The organism is Streptomyces sp. NRRL S-31 (assembly GCF_000718775.1).
GTDB lineage: Bacteria > Actinomycetota > Actinomycetes > Streptomycetales > Streptomycetaceae > Streptomyces.
In genome coordinates this window covers 1-15,606 of record NZ_JOCB01000070.1, presented here as the reverse complement: position 1 = coordinate 15,606, position 15,606 = coordinate 1, and the positions used below count along the sequence as shown (strand labels likewise).

Annotated in this window: 13 protein-coding genes and 2 pseudogenes; 6 read left to right on the top strand and 9 right to left on the bottom strand. The window is 73.2% G+C overall.

Annotated elements, in window-relative coordinates:
• Positions 1 to 29 precede the first annotated feature (29 nt).
• A pseudogene (locus IF37_RS45940) lies at positions 30 to 360 on the top strand (transcriptional regulator); the annotation flags it as partial.
• A gap of 12 nt (positions 361 to 372) precedes the next feature.
• Positions 373 to 513, top strand: a pseudogene (locus IF37_RS42445) (DUF397 domain-containing protein); the annotation flags it as partial.
• A gap of 6 nt (positions 514 to 519) precedes the next feature.
• On the opposite strand, the gene IF37_RS0125260 reads toward IF37_RS42445, so the two are convergent.
• Genes IF37_RS0125260 through IF37_RS0125245 form a run of 4 tightly spaced genes read right to left on the bottom strand, consistent with a single transcriptional unit; the run spans position 520 to position 5,267 of the window.
• Positions 520 to 1,704 carry a hypothetical protein gene (locus tag IF37_RS0125260; RefSeq protein WP_030746853.1) on the bottom strand — a complete coding sequence of 395 codons (1,185 nt, stop codon included), beginning with the start codon at positions 1,702 to 1,704 and terminating at the stop codon, positions 520 to 522.
• A gap of 47 nt (positions 1,705 to 1,751) precedes the next feature.
• The gene (locus IF37_RS0125255) at positions 1,752 to 2,690 is read right to left on the bottom strand and encodes an N-acetylneuraminate synthase family protein (protein ID WP_030746849.1); all 939 of its coding nucleotides are present in this window, start codon (positions 2,688 to 2,690) and stop codon (positions 1,752 to 1,754) included.
• A 13-nt stretch (positions 2,691 to 2,703) separates the two neighbouring features.
• Positions 2,704 to 3,933 carry an N-acylneuraminate cytidylyltransferase gene (locus tag IF37_RS0125250; RefSeq protein WP_030746846.1) on the bottom strand — a complete coding sequence of 410 codons (1,230 nt, stop codon included), beginning with the start codon at positions 3,931 to 3,933 and terminating at the stop codon, positions 2,704 to 2,706.
• 23 nt (positions 3,934 to 3,956) lie between these two features.
• Positions 3,957 to 5,267: a DUF6716 putative glycosyltransferase gene (locus IF37_RS0125245; protein WP_030746844.1), complete on the bottom strand. Its 1,311-nt coding sequence runs from the start codon at positions 5,265 to 5,267 to the stop codon at positions 3,957 to 3,959.
• Between the two features lie 198 nt (positions 5,268 to 5,465).
• Here IF37_RS0125245 and IF37_RS0125240 point away from each other — a divergent pair, with 198 nt between their 5' ends.
• The 3 genes from IF37_RS0125240 to IF37_RS0125230 all read left to right on the top strand — a co-directional run bounded on the left by IF37_RS0125240 (position 5,466) and on the right by IF37_RS0125230 (position 9,206).
• Positions 5,466 to 6,443 (top strand): glycosyltransferase family 2 protein, encoded by a 978-nt coding sequence (locus tag IF37_RS0125240; protein ID WP_030746841.1) that lies wholly within the window; start codon positions 5,466 to 5,468, stop codon positions 6,441 to 6,443.
• The gene (locus IF37_RS0125235; RefSeq protein ID WP_030746838.1) at positions 6,440 to 7,774 is read left to right on the top strand and encodes a polysialyltransferase family glycosyltransferase; all 1,335 of its coding nucleotides are present in this window, start codon (positions 6,440 to 6,442) and stop codon (positions 7,772 to 7,774) included. Before IF37_RS0125240 ends, IF37_RS0125235 begins: the two co-directional genes overlap by 4 nt.
• A 262-nt stretch (positions 7,775 to 8,036) precedes the next feature.
• Complete coding sequence (locus IF37_RS0125230) at positions 8,037 to 9,206, top strand: acyltransferase (protein ID WP_030746836.1); 1,170 nt, start codon at positions 8,037 to 8,039, stop codon at positions 9,204 to 9,206.
• A 52-nt stretch (positions 9,207 to 9,258) separates the two neighbouring features.
• Here the strand turns inward: IF37_RS0125230 and leuE are convergent, their stop codons facing one another.
• Positions 9,259 to 9,909, bottom strand: a complete 651-nt coding sequence (gene leuE, locus IF37_RS0125225; protein ID WP_030746833.1) for a leucine efflux protein LeuE — start codon at positions 9,907 to 9,909, stop codon at positions 9,259 to 9,261.
• Between the two features lie 58 nt (positions 9,910 to 9,967).
• Entirely contained in the window at positions 9,968 to 11,548 is a 1,581-nt protein-coding gene (locus IF37_RS0125220) for a methylmalonyl-CoA mutase (RefSeq protein ID WP_030746830.1), read from the bottom strand.
• Positions 11,549 to 11,628: 80 nt separating this feature from the next.
• Between IF37_RS0125220 and IF37_RS0125215 the strand changes: the two genes are divergently transcribed.
• The gene (locus tag IF37_RS0125215; RefSeq protein ID WP_030746827.1) at positions 11,629 to 12,561 is read left to right on the top strand and encodes a L,D-transpeptidase family protein; all 933 of its coding nucleotides are present in this window, start codon (positions 11,629 to 11,631) and stop codon (positions 12,559 to 12,561) included.
• A 226-nt stretch (positions 12,562 to 12,787) separates the two neighbouring features.
• Here IF37_RS0125215 and IF37_RS0125210 read toward each other — a convergent pair whose 3' ends face one another.
• From IF37_RS0125210 to IF37_RS39665, 3 genes are all read right to left on the bottom strand, one after another.
• A complete protein-coding gene (locus IF37_RS0125210; RefSeq protein WP_030746824.1) occupies positions 12,788 to 14,032 on the bottom strand; it encodes a hypothetical protein in 1,245 nt (414 codons plus the stop codon).
• Complete coding sequence (locus tag IF37_RS0125205) at positions 14,032 to 14,694, bottom strand: RNA polymerase sigma factor (protein ID WP_030746821.1); 663 nt, start codon at positions 14,692 to 14,694, stop codon at positions 14,032 to 14,034. The genes IF37_RS0125210 and IF37_RS0125205 overlap by 1 nt, the downstream gene beginning before the upstream one ends.
• Before the next feature lie 287 nt (positions 14,695 to 14,981).
• Positions 14,982 to 15,606: hypothetical protein (locus tag IF37_RS39665; protein ID WP_037857004.1), on the bottom strand; the 625-nt coding region annotated here is incomplete at its 5' end.

The window sequence follows — 15,606 nt, the reverse complement described above, 5'->3', positions numbered from 1 at the left end:
TCGCGGTGTCAGCGAGGCACGCCTGCGGAGAATCGCCGGACGAGGCACTCGAGTTGAGGATGCAGCACCGCATGCAGCGGCGGGTCGTCATGGAGAGGCCCTCGCCTGTTCCGTACGAAGCCGTGAACCACGAAGCGGCTGGAGCTCTGCACCGACCTGAACTCCGCCATGGTCTACGCCGGTGGTGCGGTCCCGAAACTGGACACCGTCGTACGCGACGGCCCTCATGGCACGATCTTCATCGACTCCGAAGTCGTAGCTGGGTGTGTGTTCCGAACACACTTCCGTAAAGTGGCGGCAGTTTCACTCGTCCCCGAGCGTGCTCGTGACTTCATCCACGGGCCGGCGAAGGAACTGTGAGGCACACATGACAACGCCTGCGTAGAGATCGCCGATCGCCGCATCCGCATAGCCGTCCGAGACTCCAAGGCCCCGGCCAGGGCAGTGCTCACGTTCCCGGCCGATGCCTTCACCTCCTTCATCGAAGCCCTGAAGGAGCCCCATCGCCCGTAGGTCCGGCTACGCCAGGGTCACCGCCGACAGGCGGTGGATGTCGCGGGCCGTTCCCGTCACGCCGGAGAGGAAGCCCTGGGCCCGGGGCGAGGCGGTGTCCGTGAGCCAGGTCGGGTCGATGTCGCAGACCGCCACGCGCACCCCCGTGCCGGCCAGCGCCAGCGGCAGGGTGTGGACGACCGTGGAGGGGAAGCTGAGGATGGTGCGGCCGACCGGGCCGCGGCGGGCGATCAGTTCCAGCGGGAGGTCCGGACGGACTATCTCCAGGCCCGTCTCGGTGGCCAGCCGGTGCAGTTTCTCGGTGCTCTCGCGGCGGTGCGCGAAGTAGCGGGTGACGCCGTGCGCCTTCGCCAGGCTGCGGACGGCGTCCAGATACCGCTCGCCGTCCACCACCCCGGTCTCCACCAGGGAGGTGCCGACCATGTCCGCGCCGCCGGTGATGCGCGGCGGGCCGAAGCGGGCGCGGGTCCAGGCGAAGTCGTTGGCGGTGACGGTGACGCCGTCCGGGGCCTCGGTCACCGGCATGGAGGAGAAGACCTCGACGCGCCGTCCCCCGCTCGGGGTGAGGCGGCGCCGGGCGGAGGAGGAGACCGGCGCGAAGAGCAGGTCCCGGGCGCCGGGCCGGCCGCCCTTGCGGTGCCAGCGGACCAGGCGTTCGCCGCGGGCCAGCTGGGCGACGAACTCCATGGTCGCGGTGCCGTCGTCGACCACGACCAGGTCCCTGGCCCGGGTGATCGTCAGCAGCAGTTGCACGTAGCGGGAGAACGGGTCCCCCATGACGATGCGGTCGGCCCGGCGCAGCGGGCCCGCCAGGCCGCCGATCGTCTGGAAGGGCGCGGTCGTACCGCCCCGCGCCTCCTCCCAGCGCACCCGGTAGCCCTCGTCCCGGGCCAGGTCGGCCATGCGGCGCAGCTGGCCCCGGGTCATGGGGTCGGTCGGGGAGAGGACGACGACGGTGAGGTCCGCGCCGGCCGGCTGCGCACCGGCCGGAGGTCCCCCGGCCGGTGCCCGCCGGGCCTGCGCGGGCACGGCCGGCCGGTCGGCCTCGGCACCGCCGCGCCGGTCGGGCTCCGCACCGCCGTGCCGGCCGTGCGGGTGCGCCCACTCCAGTACGTTGAGCAGCTGTACCGGGCTCTCCACGAAGGCGAGCGTGCGGGCTGGGTGGCCGGCCTGACCGGCGCGGGGGCTCATCGGCGTACGACCGTCCCGTCGTAGGGCAGCTAAGGCGATCGGGGTGCTCAGACCGAGACCGGCTCGCCCGCGGCCGCGGCAATCTCCGCTTCGGCGACGACACCGGTGACGCGGCGCAGCTTCTTCATCGGGCCCAGCTCGGAGTCGTAGACCTTCTTGACGCCGTCGCCGAGGGAGGACTCGATGGTGCGGATGTCGCGGACCAGGCGCTGGAGGCCCTGCGGCTCCACCGAGGCGGCCTGGTCGGAGCCCCACATGGCGCGGTCGAGGGTGATGTGGCGCTCGACGAAGGTCGCCCCGAGCGCGACCGCGGCGAGGGTGGTCTGGAGGCCGGTCTCGTGGCCGGAGTAGCCGATCGGGACGTTCGGGTACTCCTTCTCCAGCGTGTTGATCACGCGGAGGTTCAGCTCCTCGGCCTTGGCCGGGTAGGTGGAGGTGGCGTGGCAGAGCAGGATGTTGTCGCTGCCCAGCACCTCGACCGCGTGGCGGATCTGCTTCGGGGTGGACATGCCGGTGGAGAGGATGATCGCGCGGCCGGTGGCGCGCAGGGCGCGCAGCAGCTCGTCGTCGGTGAGGGAGGCGGAGGCCACCTTGTGGGCGGGGACGTCGAACTTCTCCAGGAAGGCGACGGCCTCGGTGTCCCACGGGGAGGCGAACCAGTCGATCCCCTTCTCCTTGCAGTACGCGTCGATCTGCCGGTACTCGTCCTCGCCGAACTCCACCCGGTGGCGGTAGTCGATGTAGGTCATCCGGCCCCACGGGGTGTCGCGCTCGATGTCCCACTGGTCCCGGGGGGTGCAGATCTCGGGGGTGCGCTTCTGGAACTTGACGGCGTCGCAGCCGGCCTCGGCGGCCACGTCGATCAGCTTGAAGGCGTTCTCCAGCTCACCGTTGTGGTTGATGCCGATCTCGCCGCAGATGTAGACGGGCTCGCCGGGGCCGACCTCGCGCGAACCGAAGGTGCGCAGACGGGAGTGGGTGCTCATCAGGGGGATGTCCTTACTTGGGGAGGGAATCGAGAGAGGGGCCGAGGATCCAGCTGGCGATCTCTCGGATCGCGCCGTCACCGCCGGGGACGGTGGTGACCGCGCGTGCGGCGCCGCGTACGACGTCGTGAGCGCTCGCGACCGCCACGGGCCAGCCGACGAGGGCGAAGCACGGGAGGTCGTTGACGTCGTTGCCGGCGTAGAGCACGCGCTCCGGCGCGATGCCCTGCTCCTCGCACCACTGCTTCAGCGCGAGGTCTTTCCGGTCGATGCCGTGCAGCACGGGGATCTTCAGCTTCCGTGCGCGGGCGGCGACGACCGGGTTCTGTTCCGTGGACAGGATCAGCAGCTTCAGGCCGCTCCTGCGGAGGGCCGCGATACCGAGGCCGTCGCCGCGGTGCACGGCGACGAACTCCCGTCCGTCGGAGTCGATCAGCACCCGGTCGTCGGTCTGGGTGCCGTCGAAGTCCAGTACGACCGCGTCCACGTCGTCGGCGGTCGGCAGCGAACCGGGGCGGTCCGCGTCGAAGAGGGGCGCGAGGGCCCGGGCCCGCGCCAGGTCGTGCGGGTCGTCGATCTCCAGCACCCGGGCCGGGTCGGTGCGGACCAGCTCGGTGTGGCCGAAGAAGCGGTGCCGGTGCTCGCGGAAGCCGGCCGCGTCCATCGCGTAGGCGGTGCCGGTCTCCAGGAAGTCCTGGGGGCGGTCCTGGCGGCGCGGGCGGTAGGACTTGTCGTGGTTGACGCCCACCCCGCCCTCGGTCTCCGCCTCGGACTCCCGCCAGACGAAGCCGTGGAAGGGGGCCACGGTGACGGCGGTGTCGGCGCCGTTCTCGGCGACCGCGGCGGCCACCCCGTCGATGTCCTCGCGGACCAGGAACGGGCTGGTGCACTGTACGAGCAGGACCACGTCGACCGGGGCGCCGTGCAGCGCCTCGTGGGTGTCCATGGCGTGCAGGACCGCGGCCTCGGAGGTGGCGGTGTCACCGGCGATGGCGGACGGGCGCAGCACGACCTCGGCGCCGGCCTCGCGGGCGGCGGCTGCGATGGCCTGGTCGTCGGTGGAGACGACGACGTCGGTGACCAGCCGGGTCGCCCGGCACTCGCGGACCGCGCGCGCCACCAGCGGGACACCGCCGACGGGGGCGAGGTTCTTCGCGGGGACGCCCTTGGAGCCGCCGCGCGCGGGGATCACCGCGAGCACCCGGCGGAACGAGGCGCCCGGGCCCGCTTCCGAGTTCGACATGGGGTCTACTCCTTGCAGTGAGGTCACAGCTCGCCCATCCGCCGGATCACCGGGGCGACCCGCTGGACGCCGTGCCGGTAGGCGCCGCGCGCGGCCCGGCGCACGATCTGCCGTACGGGGCCGGGCTCCTTGTCGGCCGCGGGCGCGCCGGGCAGCGGCACGCCGTCGGGGCCGAGGTGATGGCGGGCGAGGATGCCGGGCAGATAGCCGGGCGCGGTCTCGGGGGTGTAGTAGGGGTTCAGCGGCGGCAGCCCGCCCGGCCGGTCCAGCAGCCTGGCGATCCGCTCGCGGGCGGTGTCGAACGCGCCGGCGTAGCCGCCGTCGGCCGCCACGCCCTGCCGGGCCACCCACTCCTCGTCCGGCACCGGCCGGTGCCCGGCGTCGAGCTGGTCCCAGGAGGCGAGGCAGCCGGAACCGGTGAAGTGGTGGTTGCCGAGCACCTCGCGGACCCCGAGGTCGGTGAGGACGGCCGTGGGGATACGGCGGTGCAGGGCCTCCAGGGCCGCGGTGGAGCTGACCGTGACCAGCAGGTCGGTGCGGTCCAGCACGTCGCCCATGTGCCCGTACACCAGCCGGAAGTTGGCCGGCAGGTCCTTGCCCTGGACCAGCTTCTGGAAGGGCAGTTCCTCGATGTGGGTGGTGTGTTCGCCGGGCTTGGAGCGCAGCTTCAGCAGCACCTCGCGCTCGGGGTGCCGCCGGGCGTGCTCGATCAGCCGGTTCAGCAGGTAGGTGCGGTCCCGGCGGTTGTCCGGCACCGACGGCTGGGCCGCGAACACCACGGTGTAGGGGTCGTGTCCGCCGGTGTAGGGCGTGCCGCCGAGGAAGGGCAGCGCGACCTCGGTGACGGAGGAGGCGTCGGCACCCACCCCCTCGTACACGGCGCGGAACCGGTCCGCGTCGTGCCGGGAGTTGGCGAGGACGAGGTCGGCGCCGTGCCGCAGCAGCAGTCCGTCGGCGAGCTTCTCGTAGACGACCCCGACGTAGCCGGTGACGACGACGGGACGCCTGCCGGAGCCCCAGGCGGCGCGCAGTCCGTGCAGCATCGCCTGGACGCCGCCGCCGACCAGGGCGATGACGAGGACGTCGTACGGCTCCTCGGTCATCGCGCGCAGGAACTCGACGCCGGTGACCTCGCGCAGGGAGTCCGCCCGGACGCCGACTTCGCCGAGCTGGCGGGCGGTGGGAGTGGCGCGTCCCCGCAGGAGGTAGCCGTCGAGCCGGACCTCGGCAGCCGCGGGAGTGAGGCGCTGCGCGGTGAGCGCGCCCCACTTCCATCGGGTGTCGGAGTCCGCGAGGACGGCGACCCGCAGGGACTTCGTAGCACTTGCTGGCACGTCGAAGACGCTAGGAAGGCATTCCGAGGAACCGCCCAACCCGAATGCAACAAACGGTTAACAGCACACCGCCGAATGGCGAACCGGGCCGGGATCGGGCCCCGAACAAGCCTGGTTCACGGCTTCGCCATACGTCGTTCACCTGGTATCAAGGAAGCCGTCAAGACGAATGCCGGGCCGCGGCCTAACGTCCATGACGTGGTCAAGCTCTCCGTCATCGTGCCGTTCTATAACGTGCAGCAATACGCGCCGGACACACTGAGGAGCCTCAGTGCGAACACGCGCGACGACTTCGAATTCATTCTCGTCGACGACTGTTCGCGCGACGGGACACCAGACATCCTCGCGCGCGCGGAACGCGAACTGCCCGGGGCGGTGCTCGTCCGGCACGAGAGGAACGGGGGGCTCGCCACCGCCCGCAACACCGGCATAGACCGGGCGCGCGGCGAGTACCTGACCTTCCTGGACGGTGACGACTGGCTCGCGCCCGGCTACTACGAGCGGCTGCTGGGCGCCATCGAGCGGCTCGGCTGCGACTTCCTGCGCACGGACCACGTGCAGTGCACGGGGCGGGCGCGCAGCGTGCACCGGGTGCCGGTGGGCCGGCGCGACGTGGTGCTGGACCCGCGGCAGGCGATCCTGCCGGCCGACCGCTCGACCTCCGTGGACTACGCGTTCGCCTGGGCGGGCATCTACCACCGCCGGCTGCTGGACCGGGGCCTGCTGCACTTCACCGACGGGCTGCGCACGGCCGAGGACCGGCCGTGGATCTGGCAGTTGCACCGCGAGGCGGAGTCCTTCGCCGTGGTCAACCTGCTCGGCATGTTCTACCGGCGCGGGGTCGCCTCGTCGCTCACCCAGATCGGCGATGTCCGGCAGCTCGACTTCATCCGCGCCTTCGACGAGGTGATCGCGGAGACCGCGGCGGACCGGGACGCCGCCGCCCTGCTGCCGAAGGCCGTGCGCACGTACTGCGCCATCATCTCCCATCACCTGGGATCGATCGAGAGGTTCGAACCCGCGGTGGCGAAGCAGCTGAAATCCATGAGCGCCGACGCGCTGCGGCGCATGCCCCAGGACGTGCTGGACGAGGCACTGGACTCCATGGACATCCAGCGCTCCACCAGGCTGCGCCGGCTGCGCCGCCGTTCCGCCCCCGCGGGAGCCGCCGCGTGACCACCCAGATCTTCCAGGCGTCGACGCTGTACGGCACGGCCACGCTCGCCGCCGCGCTGGACTCCGGCTGCTTCGACTCCGCCGACCGGCGCATCCTGCTGGTCTGCAACAACGCGGCCACGCCCGAGACCACGCCCGCCCTGGACCGGATGCCCGGCTTCGAGCGGCTGCGCGACCGCTTCGACGACGTGATCTCCTACAACGAGACCATCTTCCCGTTCCACCCGGGCGGCTGGTCACCGCGCGGCGACGATCTGCCGCTGTGGCAGCGCTTCCTGCGCCACGAGTGGGACCTGGGCGACGACGACGTGCAGTTGGCGGTCGAGTCGATCCAGGTCAACCCCTCGCTCGCGCTCGCGCAGATCTTCACCGGCGCCCCGGTCACGGTCTACGCAGACGGCCTGATGAGCTACGGCCCCACCCGCAACAAGATCGACCCGCTGGTCGGCACCCGCGTGGACCGGGTGCTCCACCTGGACCTGGTGCCGGGTCTGAAGCCGCTGCTGCTCACCGAGTTCGACGTGCCGGCCGAGATCGTGCCGACGGCCGACTTCACCAAGGTGCTGGCCGAGCTGGCGCCCCTCGGCGACGGCCTGCCGGACCTCGACGAGCCGGTGCTGCTGCTGGGCCAGTACCTCTCCGCGCTGGACATCCTCACCGCCGAGGAGGAGGAGGACCTGCACGTGCGGATGGCGCGCGGCGCGGCCCGGCTCGGCCACACCACGCTCGTGTTCAAGCCCCACCCCTCCGCACCGGCCCGCTTCACCCGGTCCCTGGAGCAGGAGGCGGAGAAGCTCGGGGTCTCCCTGACCGTCCTCGACACCCCGGTCCTCGCCGAGGTGCTCTACCAGCGGCTGCGCCCGGCCCTGGTGGTCGGCTGCTTCTCCACCGCCCTGCTGACCGCCTCCGCGCTGTACGGCCTGCCCGTCGCGCGCGTCGGCACCGAGCTGCTGCTGGAGCGGCTGACGCCGTACGAGAACAGCAACCGGGTCCCCGTCACCATCGTCGACGCGCTGCTGCCGGACCTGGGAGACGACGCGGCGGTGACCGAGCAGCGCCGGGGCACGGACGTGGCGGCGCTGGGCCGGCTGGTGAGCGCCGTCGGCTTCGCGATGCAGCCGAAGATCCTGCCGAGGCTGCGCGCGGAGACCGAGCGGTTCCTCGCCGCCCACCTCACCGAGGAGACGCTGCGTTACTTCAAGCGCCGGCGTCTGACCTCGCTCGCGCTGCCCGGCGGGCTGCCCGCCCAGATGGCGTTCATCCCCCGCAACGCCACCGTCCGCCGGGTGGCTCGCAAGGCACGCAGCCTGCGCCGGGCCGTGCGCCGCTGATCCATTGCCTTCCGTACCGGGTATACCGGGGCGGGTCCGAGTCCGGGCCCGCCCCTTTTCGTACCGCCGTCCCCCCATCCCTCCATTCCTCCACCCTGCCGCTCCTCCATTTCCATTCCTGCATTCCTGCATTCCTGCATTCCTCCATCCGTCAAGTGAACAGCGAGTGGACGGCGGATTGCCGCGAGCTTTCCTCCATGCCGGGGAAATTCACAAGTATTCTTTGTTGATCTGGGTATGATCGGGTAAAGCATGGGACACCATGTCTGCCTCACCTCCCGCGATCACCGCCGCCGCCTCCGTTCCCGCGCCGGGGAGAACCGTCGCCGAACCCGCCGGTTCCCGCCCCTCGGCCAAAGGACGCCGGAGCCGTCTGCTCGCCCTCGACGGACTGCGGCTGCTGGCCGCGCTGCTGGTCTGCCTCTACCACTACGCCGGACGCGGCGGCACGGTCACCGAAGCCTGGCACCGGACGCCGTCGCAGCTGTTCCCGACCCTGTCCCAGGTGGCCGTCTACGGCTGCCTGGGCGTGCAGTTCTTCTTCGTCATCAGCGGGTTCGTCATCTGCATGAGCAGCTGGGGCCGCACGCTCGGCGACTTCTTCCGCTCCCGCGTCGCCCGCCTCTACCCCGCCTACTGGGCCGCCCTGGTGCTGGTCACCGCCGCGTCCCTCGCCCTGCCGGCCGTCGTGCACGCCGTACGGCCGGAGGAGTTCCTGGTCAACCTGACCATGCTCCAGCAGCCGATGGGCGCGCCCCGGGTGCTGGGGGTGTGCTGGACCCTCTGGGTCGAGGTCCGCTTCTACGCGCTGTTCGCCCTGCTCGTCGTCGTGCGCGGGGTCACCTACCGCCGCGTGGTGCTGTTCTGCGCCGGGTGGACCCTGGCGGCCGTCCTGAGCCGCACCGCCGACAACCAGTTGCTCGACCAGATCGTCATGCCCGAGTACGCCCCGTTCTTCGTCGGCGGTCTCGCCCTCTACCTCATCCACCGCTTCGGCAGCGACCTGCTGCTGTGGGGCATCGTGGCCACCTCCTGGCTGCTCGGCCAGTACACCGCCACGCGCGCACTGTGGCACGAGGGCGCCCACGGCGACCTGGTGCGCAGCCCCCTCGTCATCCTGCTGGTCGTCACCCTCGCCTTCGCCGCCGTCGCCGCCGTCGCCCTGGGCTGGACCCGCCGCGCCGACTGGTCCTGGCTGGCCACGGCGGGCGCGCTGACGTACCCCTTCTACCTGATCCACGAGCACCTGGGCTGGTTCGCCATCCGCGTCCTGCACCGCGGCCTCGGGCTGCCCGCGTGGCCGACGCTCGCCGCGACGGTGGCCACCATGCTGGCGCTGGCCTGGCTGATGCACCGCTTCGTGGAGCGGCCGTTCGGCCCCCGCCTGAAGAAGGCGCTGCGAAAGCCCCTCGCCCCCAGGGTCTCCACTTAGTCCATCCCGCGTCCCGGCGGGCGCGTGACCCCCGGCCCGGCCCGGCCGGGCGTCAGGCGCCGGCGAGCGACAGCTTCACCGCGAACCCGAGGAACAGCACGCCCGCGGCCGAGGTGGCCGTCGCCGACAGCCGCTTGCGGCGCCGGAAGGCGGCGGCGAGACGGGTGCCGCCGAATATCAGGGCGCTGAGGTAGAGGAAGCTGGCCAGCTGGGCGAAGGCGCCGAGGACGACGAACGACAGGGCCGGATAGGCGTAGCCCGGGTCGACGAACTGCACGAAGAAGGCGACGAAGAAGAGGATCGCCTTGGGGTTGAAGAGGCTGACGACGAGGGCCCGGCGGAAGGGCCGCTCGTCGGCGGTCCGCACGGGCGCCGCGTCCTCGGCGGTCCGCTCCCGACGGGTCCGCCACAGCTGCCACGCCGCCCGCATCATCCCGATCGCCAGCCAGGTCAGATAGCCGGCACCGGCGTACTTCACGATGCCGAACAGCACGGCGTTCGCCTGGAGCAGGGACGCCACGCCGGCGGCCGACAGCGTCATCAGGACGGTGTCCCCGCACCACACGCCCGCGGCGGCCGTGTAGCCCGCGCGCACGCCACGGCGGGCGGCCACGGAGAGGACGTAGAGCGAGTTGGGGCCGGGCAGCAGGACGATCAGGGCCAGGCCCGCGAGGTAGGTGGGGAGGTCGATGACGCCGAACATGGGTGGAGTCTCGCACGGGGGTACGACAACGCGGCCACCGGTGTGCGCGACCGCACGCTCAGAACGCGTCCGACGGCACGTGGCTGCCCCAGACCTCGCGCAGCGCCCCGCACACCTCCCCCACCGTCGCCCGCCCCCGCAGCGCCTCCTTCATCGGGTACAGGACGTTGTCCCCGCCCTCCGCCGCCTTCCTCAGCGCGTCCAGCGCCGCGCGCACCGCCGACCCGTCCCGCTCCGCCCGCAGCCGGGCCAGCCGTTCGGCCTGCCGGGACTCGATGGCCGGGTCCACCCGGAGCGGCCGGTACGGCTCCTCCTCGTCCAGCCGGAAGCGGTTGAGGCCGACGACCACCCGCTCGCCGGAGTCGGTCTCCCGGGCGACGCGGTACGCGTTCCGCTCGATCTCGGCCTTCTGGAAGCCCTGTTCGATCGCCGCGACCGCCCCGCCCAGCTCCTCCACCCGGCCCATCAGGTCCAGCGCGGCCTCCTCCACGTCGTCCGTCATCCGCTCGACCGCGTAGGAGCCCGCGAACGGGTCCACCGTCGCCGGCACGTCCGTCTCGTACGCCAGCACCTGCTGTGTCCGCAGCGCCAGCCGCGCGCTCTTCTCCGTCGGCAGCGCGATCGCCTCGTCGAAGGAGTTGGTGTGCAGCGACTGGGTGCCGCCGAGGACGGCGGCCAGGGCCTGGACGGTGACCCGCACCAGGTTCACCTCCGGCTGCTGCGCCGTGAGCTGGACCCCGGCCGTCTGGGTGTGGAAGCGCAGCATCAGCGACCTGGGGTCGCGCGCGCCGAACTCCTCCCGCATCACCCGCGCCCAGATCCTGCGCGCCGCACGGAACTTGGCGACCTCCTCCAGCAGGGTCGTGCGCGCCACGAAGAAGAAGGACAGGCGGGGGGCGAAGTCGTCCACGCCCATGCCGGCCGCCACCGCCGTGCGGACGTACTCGATACCGTCCGCCAGGGTGAAGGCGATCTCCTGCGCGGGTGAGGCGCCGGCCTCGGCCATGTGGTAGCCGGAGATCGAGATCGTGTTCCACTTCGGCAGCTCGGCGGTGCAGTACCGGAAGATGTCCGCCGTCAGGCGCAGGGAGGGCCTGGGCGGGAAGATATACGTGCCCCGCGCGATGTACTCCTTCAGCACGTCGTTCTGGACCGTGCCGGTCAGCCGCCCGGCCGGGACGCCCTGCTCCTCCGCGACCAGTTGGTAGAGCAGGAGCAGCAGGGCGGCCGGGGCGTTGATCGTCATGGAGGTGGAGACCTCGCCCAGCGGGATGCCGTCGAACAGCACCCGCATGTCCTCGACCGAGTCGATCGCCACGCCCACCTTGCCCACCTCGCCGTGCGCCGGCGGGGCGTCGGAGTCGTGGCCCATCTGGGTGGGCAGGTCGAAGGCGACGGACAGGCCGGTGGTGCCGTGGGCGATCAGCCGGCGGTAGCGGGCGTTGGACTCGGCCGCCGTGCCGAAGCCGGCGTACTGGCGCATGGTCCAGGGGCGGCCGGTGTACATGGTCGGGTACACCCCCCGGGTGAACGGGTACGCCCCCGGTTCGCCCAGCTTCCGCTCCGGGTCCCAGCCGGTCAGGTCGCCCGGCCCGTACACCGGTTCGATCGGCAGGCCCGACTCCGACTCATGTGCCATGGATGCCTCCGCGAAACGACCCGTACCTCCTCACCATGCCCCGTAGTTCGACGCCGGTCACGCGGGGAAACACTCCCGGCATGAGGAACCCGGGGAGACCTGCCGCCTTGACCGCCTCCGCCGCCGTGCTCGCCGCGTTGACCGTGCTCTGCGGCTGCACCGCGCAGCCGCAGGACTCCGACGCCAAACGGGGCCTGTCCGTCCACGTCCGGCTGCCCGCCGGCCGCACGCCCGTCCCCCTCCGGACGGCCGGCGTCCCACCCGCTCGGTCCGGCGCCCCCGCCCCGGCGCCCACACCGGAGCGCCCCGCGTCCACGACGCCCCGGACCGCCTCCACCGTGCCCGCCGCCGGGTCCGCCGTGCCCGCGCCCCGGGTGCTGTGGTCGCGGGGGGACAGCGGGCCGGGCGTGCGGGCCGCGCAGGCCCGGCTGCGCCAGGTGGCCTGGCTGTCCGCCGCGCCGACGGGGACGTACGACCAGCCGACCGCGCGGGCCGTCGAGGGCTTCCAGGGCAAGCGCGGACTGCCGCGGACCGGCGCGCTGGACACCGTCACCTGGCAGCGGCTGCTGGCCATGACGCACGAGCCGGGCCGGCGGGAGCTGTACCCGCGGTCCTACCCGGCGACCGCCCGGCCGGCCGCCGCGGCCGACGCGCGCTGTCTGACCGGGCGGGTGCTGTGCATCGACAAGACCAGCCGGACGCTGCGCTGGATGATCGACGGGCGCACGGTCGAGACGGTGGCCGTCCGCTTCGGCACGCAGTACACACCGACCCGTGAGGGCGTGTTCCACGTCTACTGGAAGTCACGGCACCATGTGTCGACGCTCTACCACTCCGCGATGCCGTACGCGATGTTCTTCAGCGGCGGCCAGGCTGTCCACTACTCCTCCGACTTCGCCGCGCGGGGATACGCGGGCGGTTCGCACGGGTGTGTCAACGTGCGGGACGAGGTGGCGATCGCGCGGCTGTTCGCGCAGGTGAGGGTCGGCGACAAGGTCGTCGTCTCCCGGTGAGGCATGCGGGGCGCGGGCGGGACCGGGGGAACGTGTCCCGCCCGCGCCAGGTGCACGAGCCTTGGGGTACGGGGGGAACCCCGGCTCAGTGCGACGGCCGATGACCAGTCGGCTCACTGAGTACTGCGTCAGGGGCTCCGGAAACGTCACACCTGGCGCCGATCAATCGCACGGCTTCACGGAACCGCAGGTCAGATGGGGTGCGTAGAGGGGCGGCCGACGCTGGTCAGAGGGCGGTGCGCGTCGGGCCCGGCGTCGCGGCCGGCTGCCTCGCGCCCGGCCCGCCGGGGTGCGGCGCGAAGGCGGAGGGGGCGGGTACGACGCCGCCGCGGGGCCGGCCGCCGTCACCGCGGGCGAGGCGGGCGGGGCCGTCGTCGCCCTCGTCCTCGTCCTTGCTCTTGTCCTTGCTCTTGTCCTTGCTCTTGTCCTTGTCCTTGTCCTGGCTCTGGCCGCCGGTCTCGTCCCCGCTGCCCGCGCCGTCCTTGCCCTGGCTCCCCTGCTCGCCCTTGCCGTTCTCGCGGTTCTTTCCGCCCTGCCCGTTCTTCCCCTTGTTTCCGCTCTCGCCGTTGCCGGTCCCGTCCTGCCCGTTGCCGGTGCTCCCGGCCGTGCCGCCGTTCGCGGCTCCGGACGTGGCGTCGCGGGCGGCCAGCAGGACCGCGCAGTACCGGGTGACCCGGTCGGAGCCGCCCGCCAGCCGCTCCAGGACGCGCTCGCGGCCGGCGTCCAGGTCCTTGCCGTCCCGCAGGGCACGGCAGGCCGCGGCGGCACCCAGCCGGCCGGTGCCGTAGGGGGAGGACGGGATGCCCGAGCCGTGAGGGGCGGCGCCGCGGCCGGTGTCGTCGTCCTTCCCGGCGGCCTCGTGGGAGCCGGTGCCGGAGCGCCCGTCCGTCCGGCGGCCCGGAGTGCCGGTACCCGCGTCCGTGGCCGTGCCGGTGTCCGGCGCGACCGGCGCGGACGGCGGGACCAGCGGCTGCCCGGGGGTCGCGTCGGCGGAGACGGAGACCCCGGGCCGGGCGGGTTCGTCGTCGAACGGCGTGGGCAGCACTCCGCTCCCCGCGGCCACGGCGACCCCGCCGAGCGTGCCCACGGCCACCGCGGCGGCGAGCGCCAGCCGCGCCGGGCGGGCCCAGCGGGGGCGCCGGACCGGGATTCCGGTACGGGCCGGGGCGCCGATGCGGACCAGGCCCGCGTCGGCGCCGGGGGCGGGGGCGCGGGCGGCGGCGAAGGCGTGGGCGGCGGCGGGGCGCTCCGCCTCCGCGGCCTCGCGGGCCTTGCGGAAGGCGGCCAGCGCGGCCTGCTCACCGGGGAGTTCACCGGAGGCGGGAGCCGCCTGCGCGGACAGCGCGCCGAGCGCCTGGGAGAGGCGTTCGGCCTGGTCACGGGCGGCGGTGTCGACGGCTTCCAGTGACTCACCGCGCAACAGGCGTTCCGCCGTCTCCCGGTTCAGCCACTTGTCCTGCTCGTCGGCCATCACATGTCCTTCTGCGTCCGCGCACGCGTATGCGTCACAGTTGCGGACGTCACCGCGCCGCGGCGCGGTTCTCGCGGCGGCGGCAGCGCGTCGAGGCCGCCCGCCGATTCCGGATCCGCGCCGATCAGCTCCGCGAGCCGCTTCAGACCGCGGTGCGCGGCGGTGCGGACGGCACCCGCGCGTTTGCCGAGCGTCTCGGCGGCCGTCTTGGCGTCCAGGCCCACCACCACGCGCAGCACGACCGCCTCGGCCTGGTCCTGCGGGAGCCGGGCGATCAGGGAGAGGGTGCTGTCGGTGGCCAGGGCCTCGATGGCCTCGCCGGCCGTGTCGGACTCGGCGGCCCGGCCGGTCAGCTCCGTCTCGTCGCCGCCTATCGCGGGGCGGCGGCCGCGCATGCGTATGTGGTCCAGGGCGCGGTTGCGGGCTATCCGGGCGGCCCAGCCGCGGAACCGGTCGGCGTCCCCGTCGAACCGGTCGAGGTCCCGGGCGATCTGGAGCCACGCCTCGGAGGCGACGTCCTCGGCGTCCGGATCGCCGACGAGGGTACGGACGTATCCGAGCAGCCGGGGCTGCACCGCGCGGTACACCGTGCGGAACGCGGTCTCGTCCCCGTTCTGTGCCGCGCGCACCGCGGCGGTCAGACCCGCGTCGTCCCCCAGCACCGCACTCCCTTTACGCCTGTCTTCGGTCGGCGCGAATGGCACGTTACGGCGTGAAACCAGTACCCGTCCATGTCTGTAGAAGATGCAACTAAGTCGTGACCGGGTCCGGATGTGAGCGGGGTGATACGGCGAGGTGGCCGGGTGTGACAGAAACGGCACGCACGGCGCTGAAGGAAGTACGGGCCGCGCGGCCCGTCCGCGCGACGGCCGGGGCCTCTCCTGTGGGGGGTGGCGGCCCCGGCCGTTGCCTCGGTCCCGGGTCCGGTCGGGCTCGGGCCCAGCCGGGCTCAGTGCCCGCGGCCGGCCGGTTTCCCCGACCCGGAACCCTCGCCCACGCCCTTGCCGGTACCGCTCCCGCCGGTACCGCCCTTGCCCGTAGCACTTCTGTCGGCGCCCTCGTCCTTGCCACTCCCTCCGGTGCCGTTCCCGGTGCCCGCGGCGCGCGCCACCCGGGCGGCACAGCAGGCCGCGACCTCCTCCGGGCCGCCCGCCGCCGTGACGAGCCGCTGCCGGGCCGTCGCCACGGGGGCGCCGCCCCGGTCGCCGCCCCGGGCGTAGGCGCGGCAGTGGGCCGGGAGATCCCCGGCGGCGGCCGGATGCCCGGGACGCACGGGAGGCGCGGCGGATTCGGAGTCCGGGGGACGGGGGTCCGGGGCTGCCGGGACGGCTGGTGCGGCCGAGGCGCTCGCCGACGGCCCCCCTGGCCGAGGCACGGGCCGCAGGGCGTGGTCCGCGCCGGATCCGGCGGCACCGACGGCCGCTACGGCCACCGAGCCCAGGGCGAGACCGGCGAACGCCAGCGCGAGGGTGGTCCGCGCCGAGCGGCGGGCGCGCCCCGGCCGGCCGGGGCGCCAGTCGTCCCGCGCGCGGGTCCGCGCGCCGTGCGCACCGGCGTCCCGCGCGGCCCGGAAG

Coding starts and splice junctions, on each gene's coding strand:
- IF37_RS0125215 (WP_030746827.1), top strand. CDS start 11,629: ATGAGGAACCCGGGGAGACCTGCCGCCTTGACCGCCTCCGCCGCCGTG.
- IF37_RS0125220 (WP_030746830.1), bottom strand. CDS start 11,548: ATGGCACATGAGTCGGAGTCGGGCCTGCCGATCGAACCGGTGTACGGG.
- leuE (WP_030746833.1), bottom strand. CDS start 9,909: ATGTTCGGCGTCATCGACCTCCCCACCTACCTCGCGGGCCTGGCCCTG.
- IF37_RS0125230 (WP_030746836.1), top strand. CDS start 8,037: ATGTCTGCCTCACCTCCCGCGATCACCGCCGCCGCCTCCGTTCCCGCG.
- IF37_RS0125210 (WP_030746824.1), bottom strand. CDS start 14,032: ATGGCCGACGAGCAGGACAAGTGGCTGAACCGGGAGACGGCGGAACGC.
- IF37_RS0125255 (WP_030746849.1), bottom strand. CDS start 2,690: ATGAGCACCCACTCCCGTCTGCGCACCTTCGGTTCGCGCGAGGTCGGC.
- IF37_RS0125260 (WP_030746853.1), bottom strand. CDS start 1,704: ATGAGCCCCCGCGCCGGTCAGGCCGGCCACCCAGCCCGCACGCTCGCC.
- IF37_RS0125250 (WP_030746846.1), bottom strand. CDS start 3,933: ATGTCGAACTCGGAAGCGGGCCCGGGCGCCTCGTTCCGCCGGGTGCTC.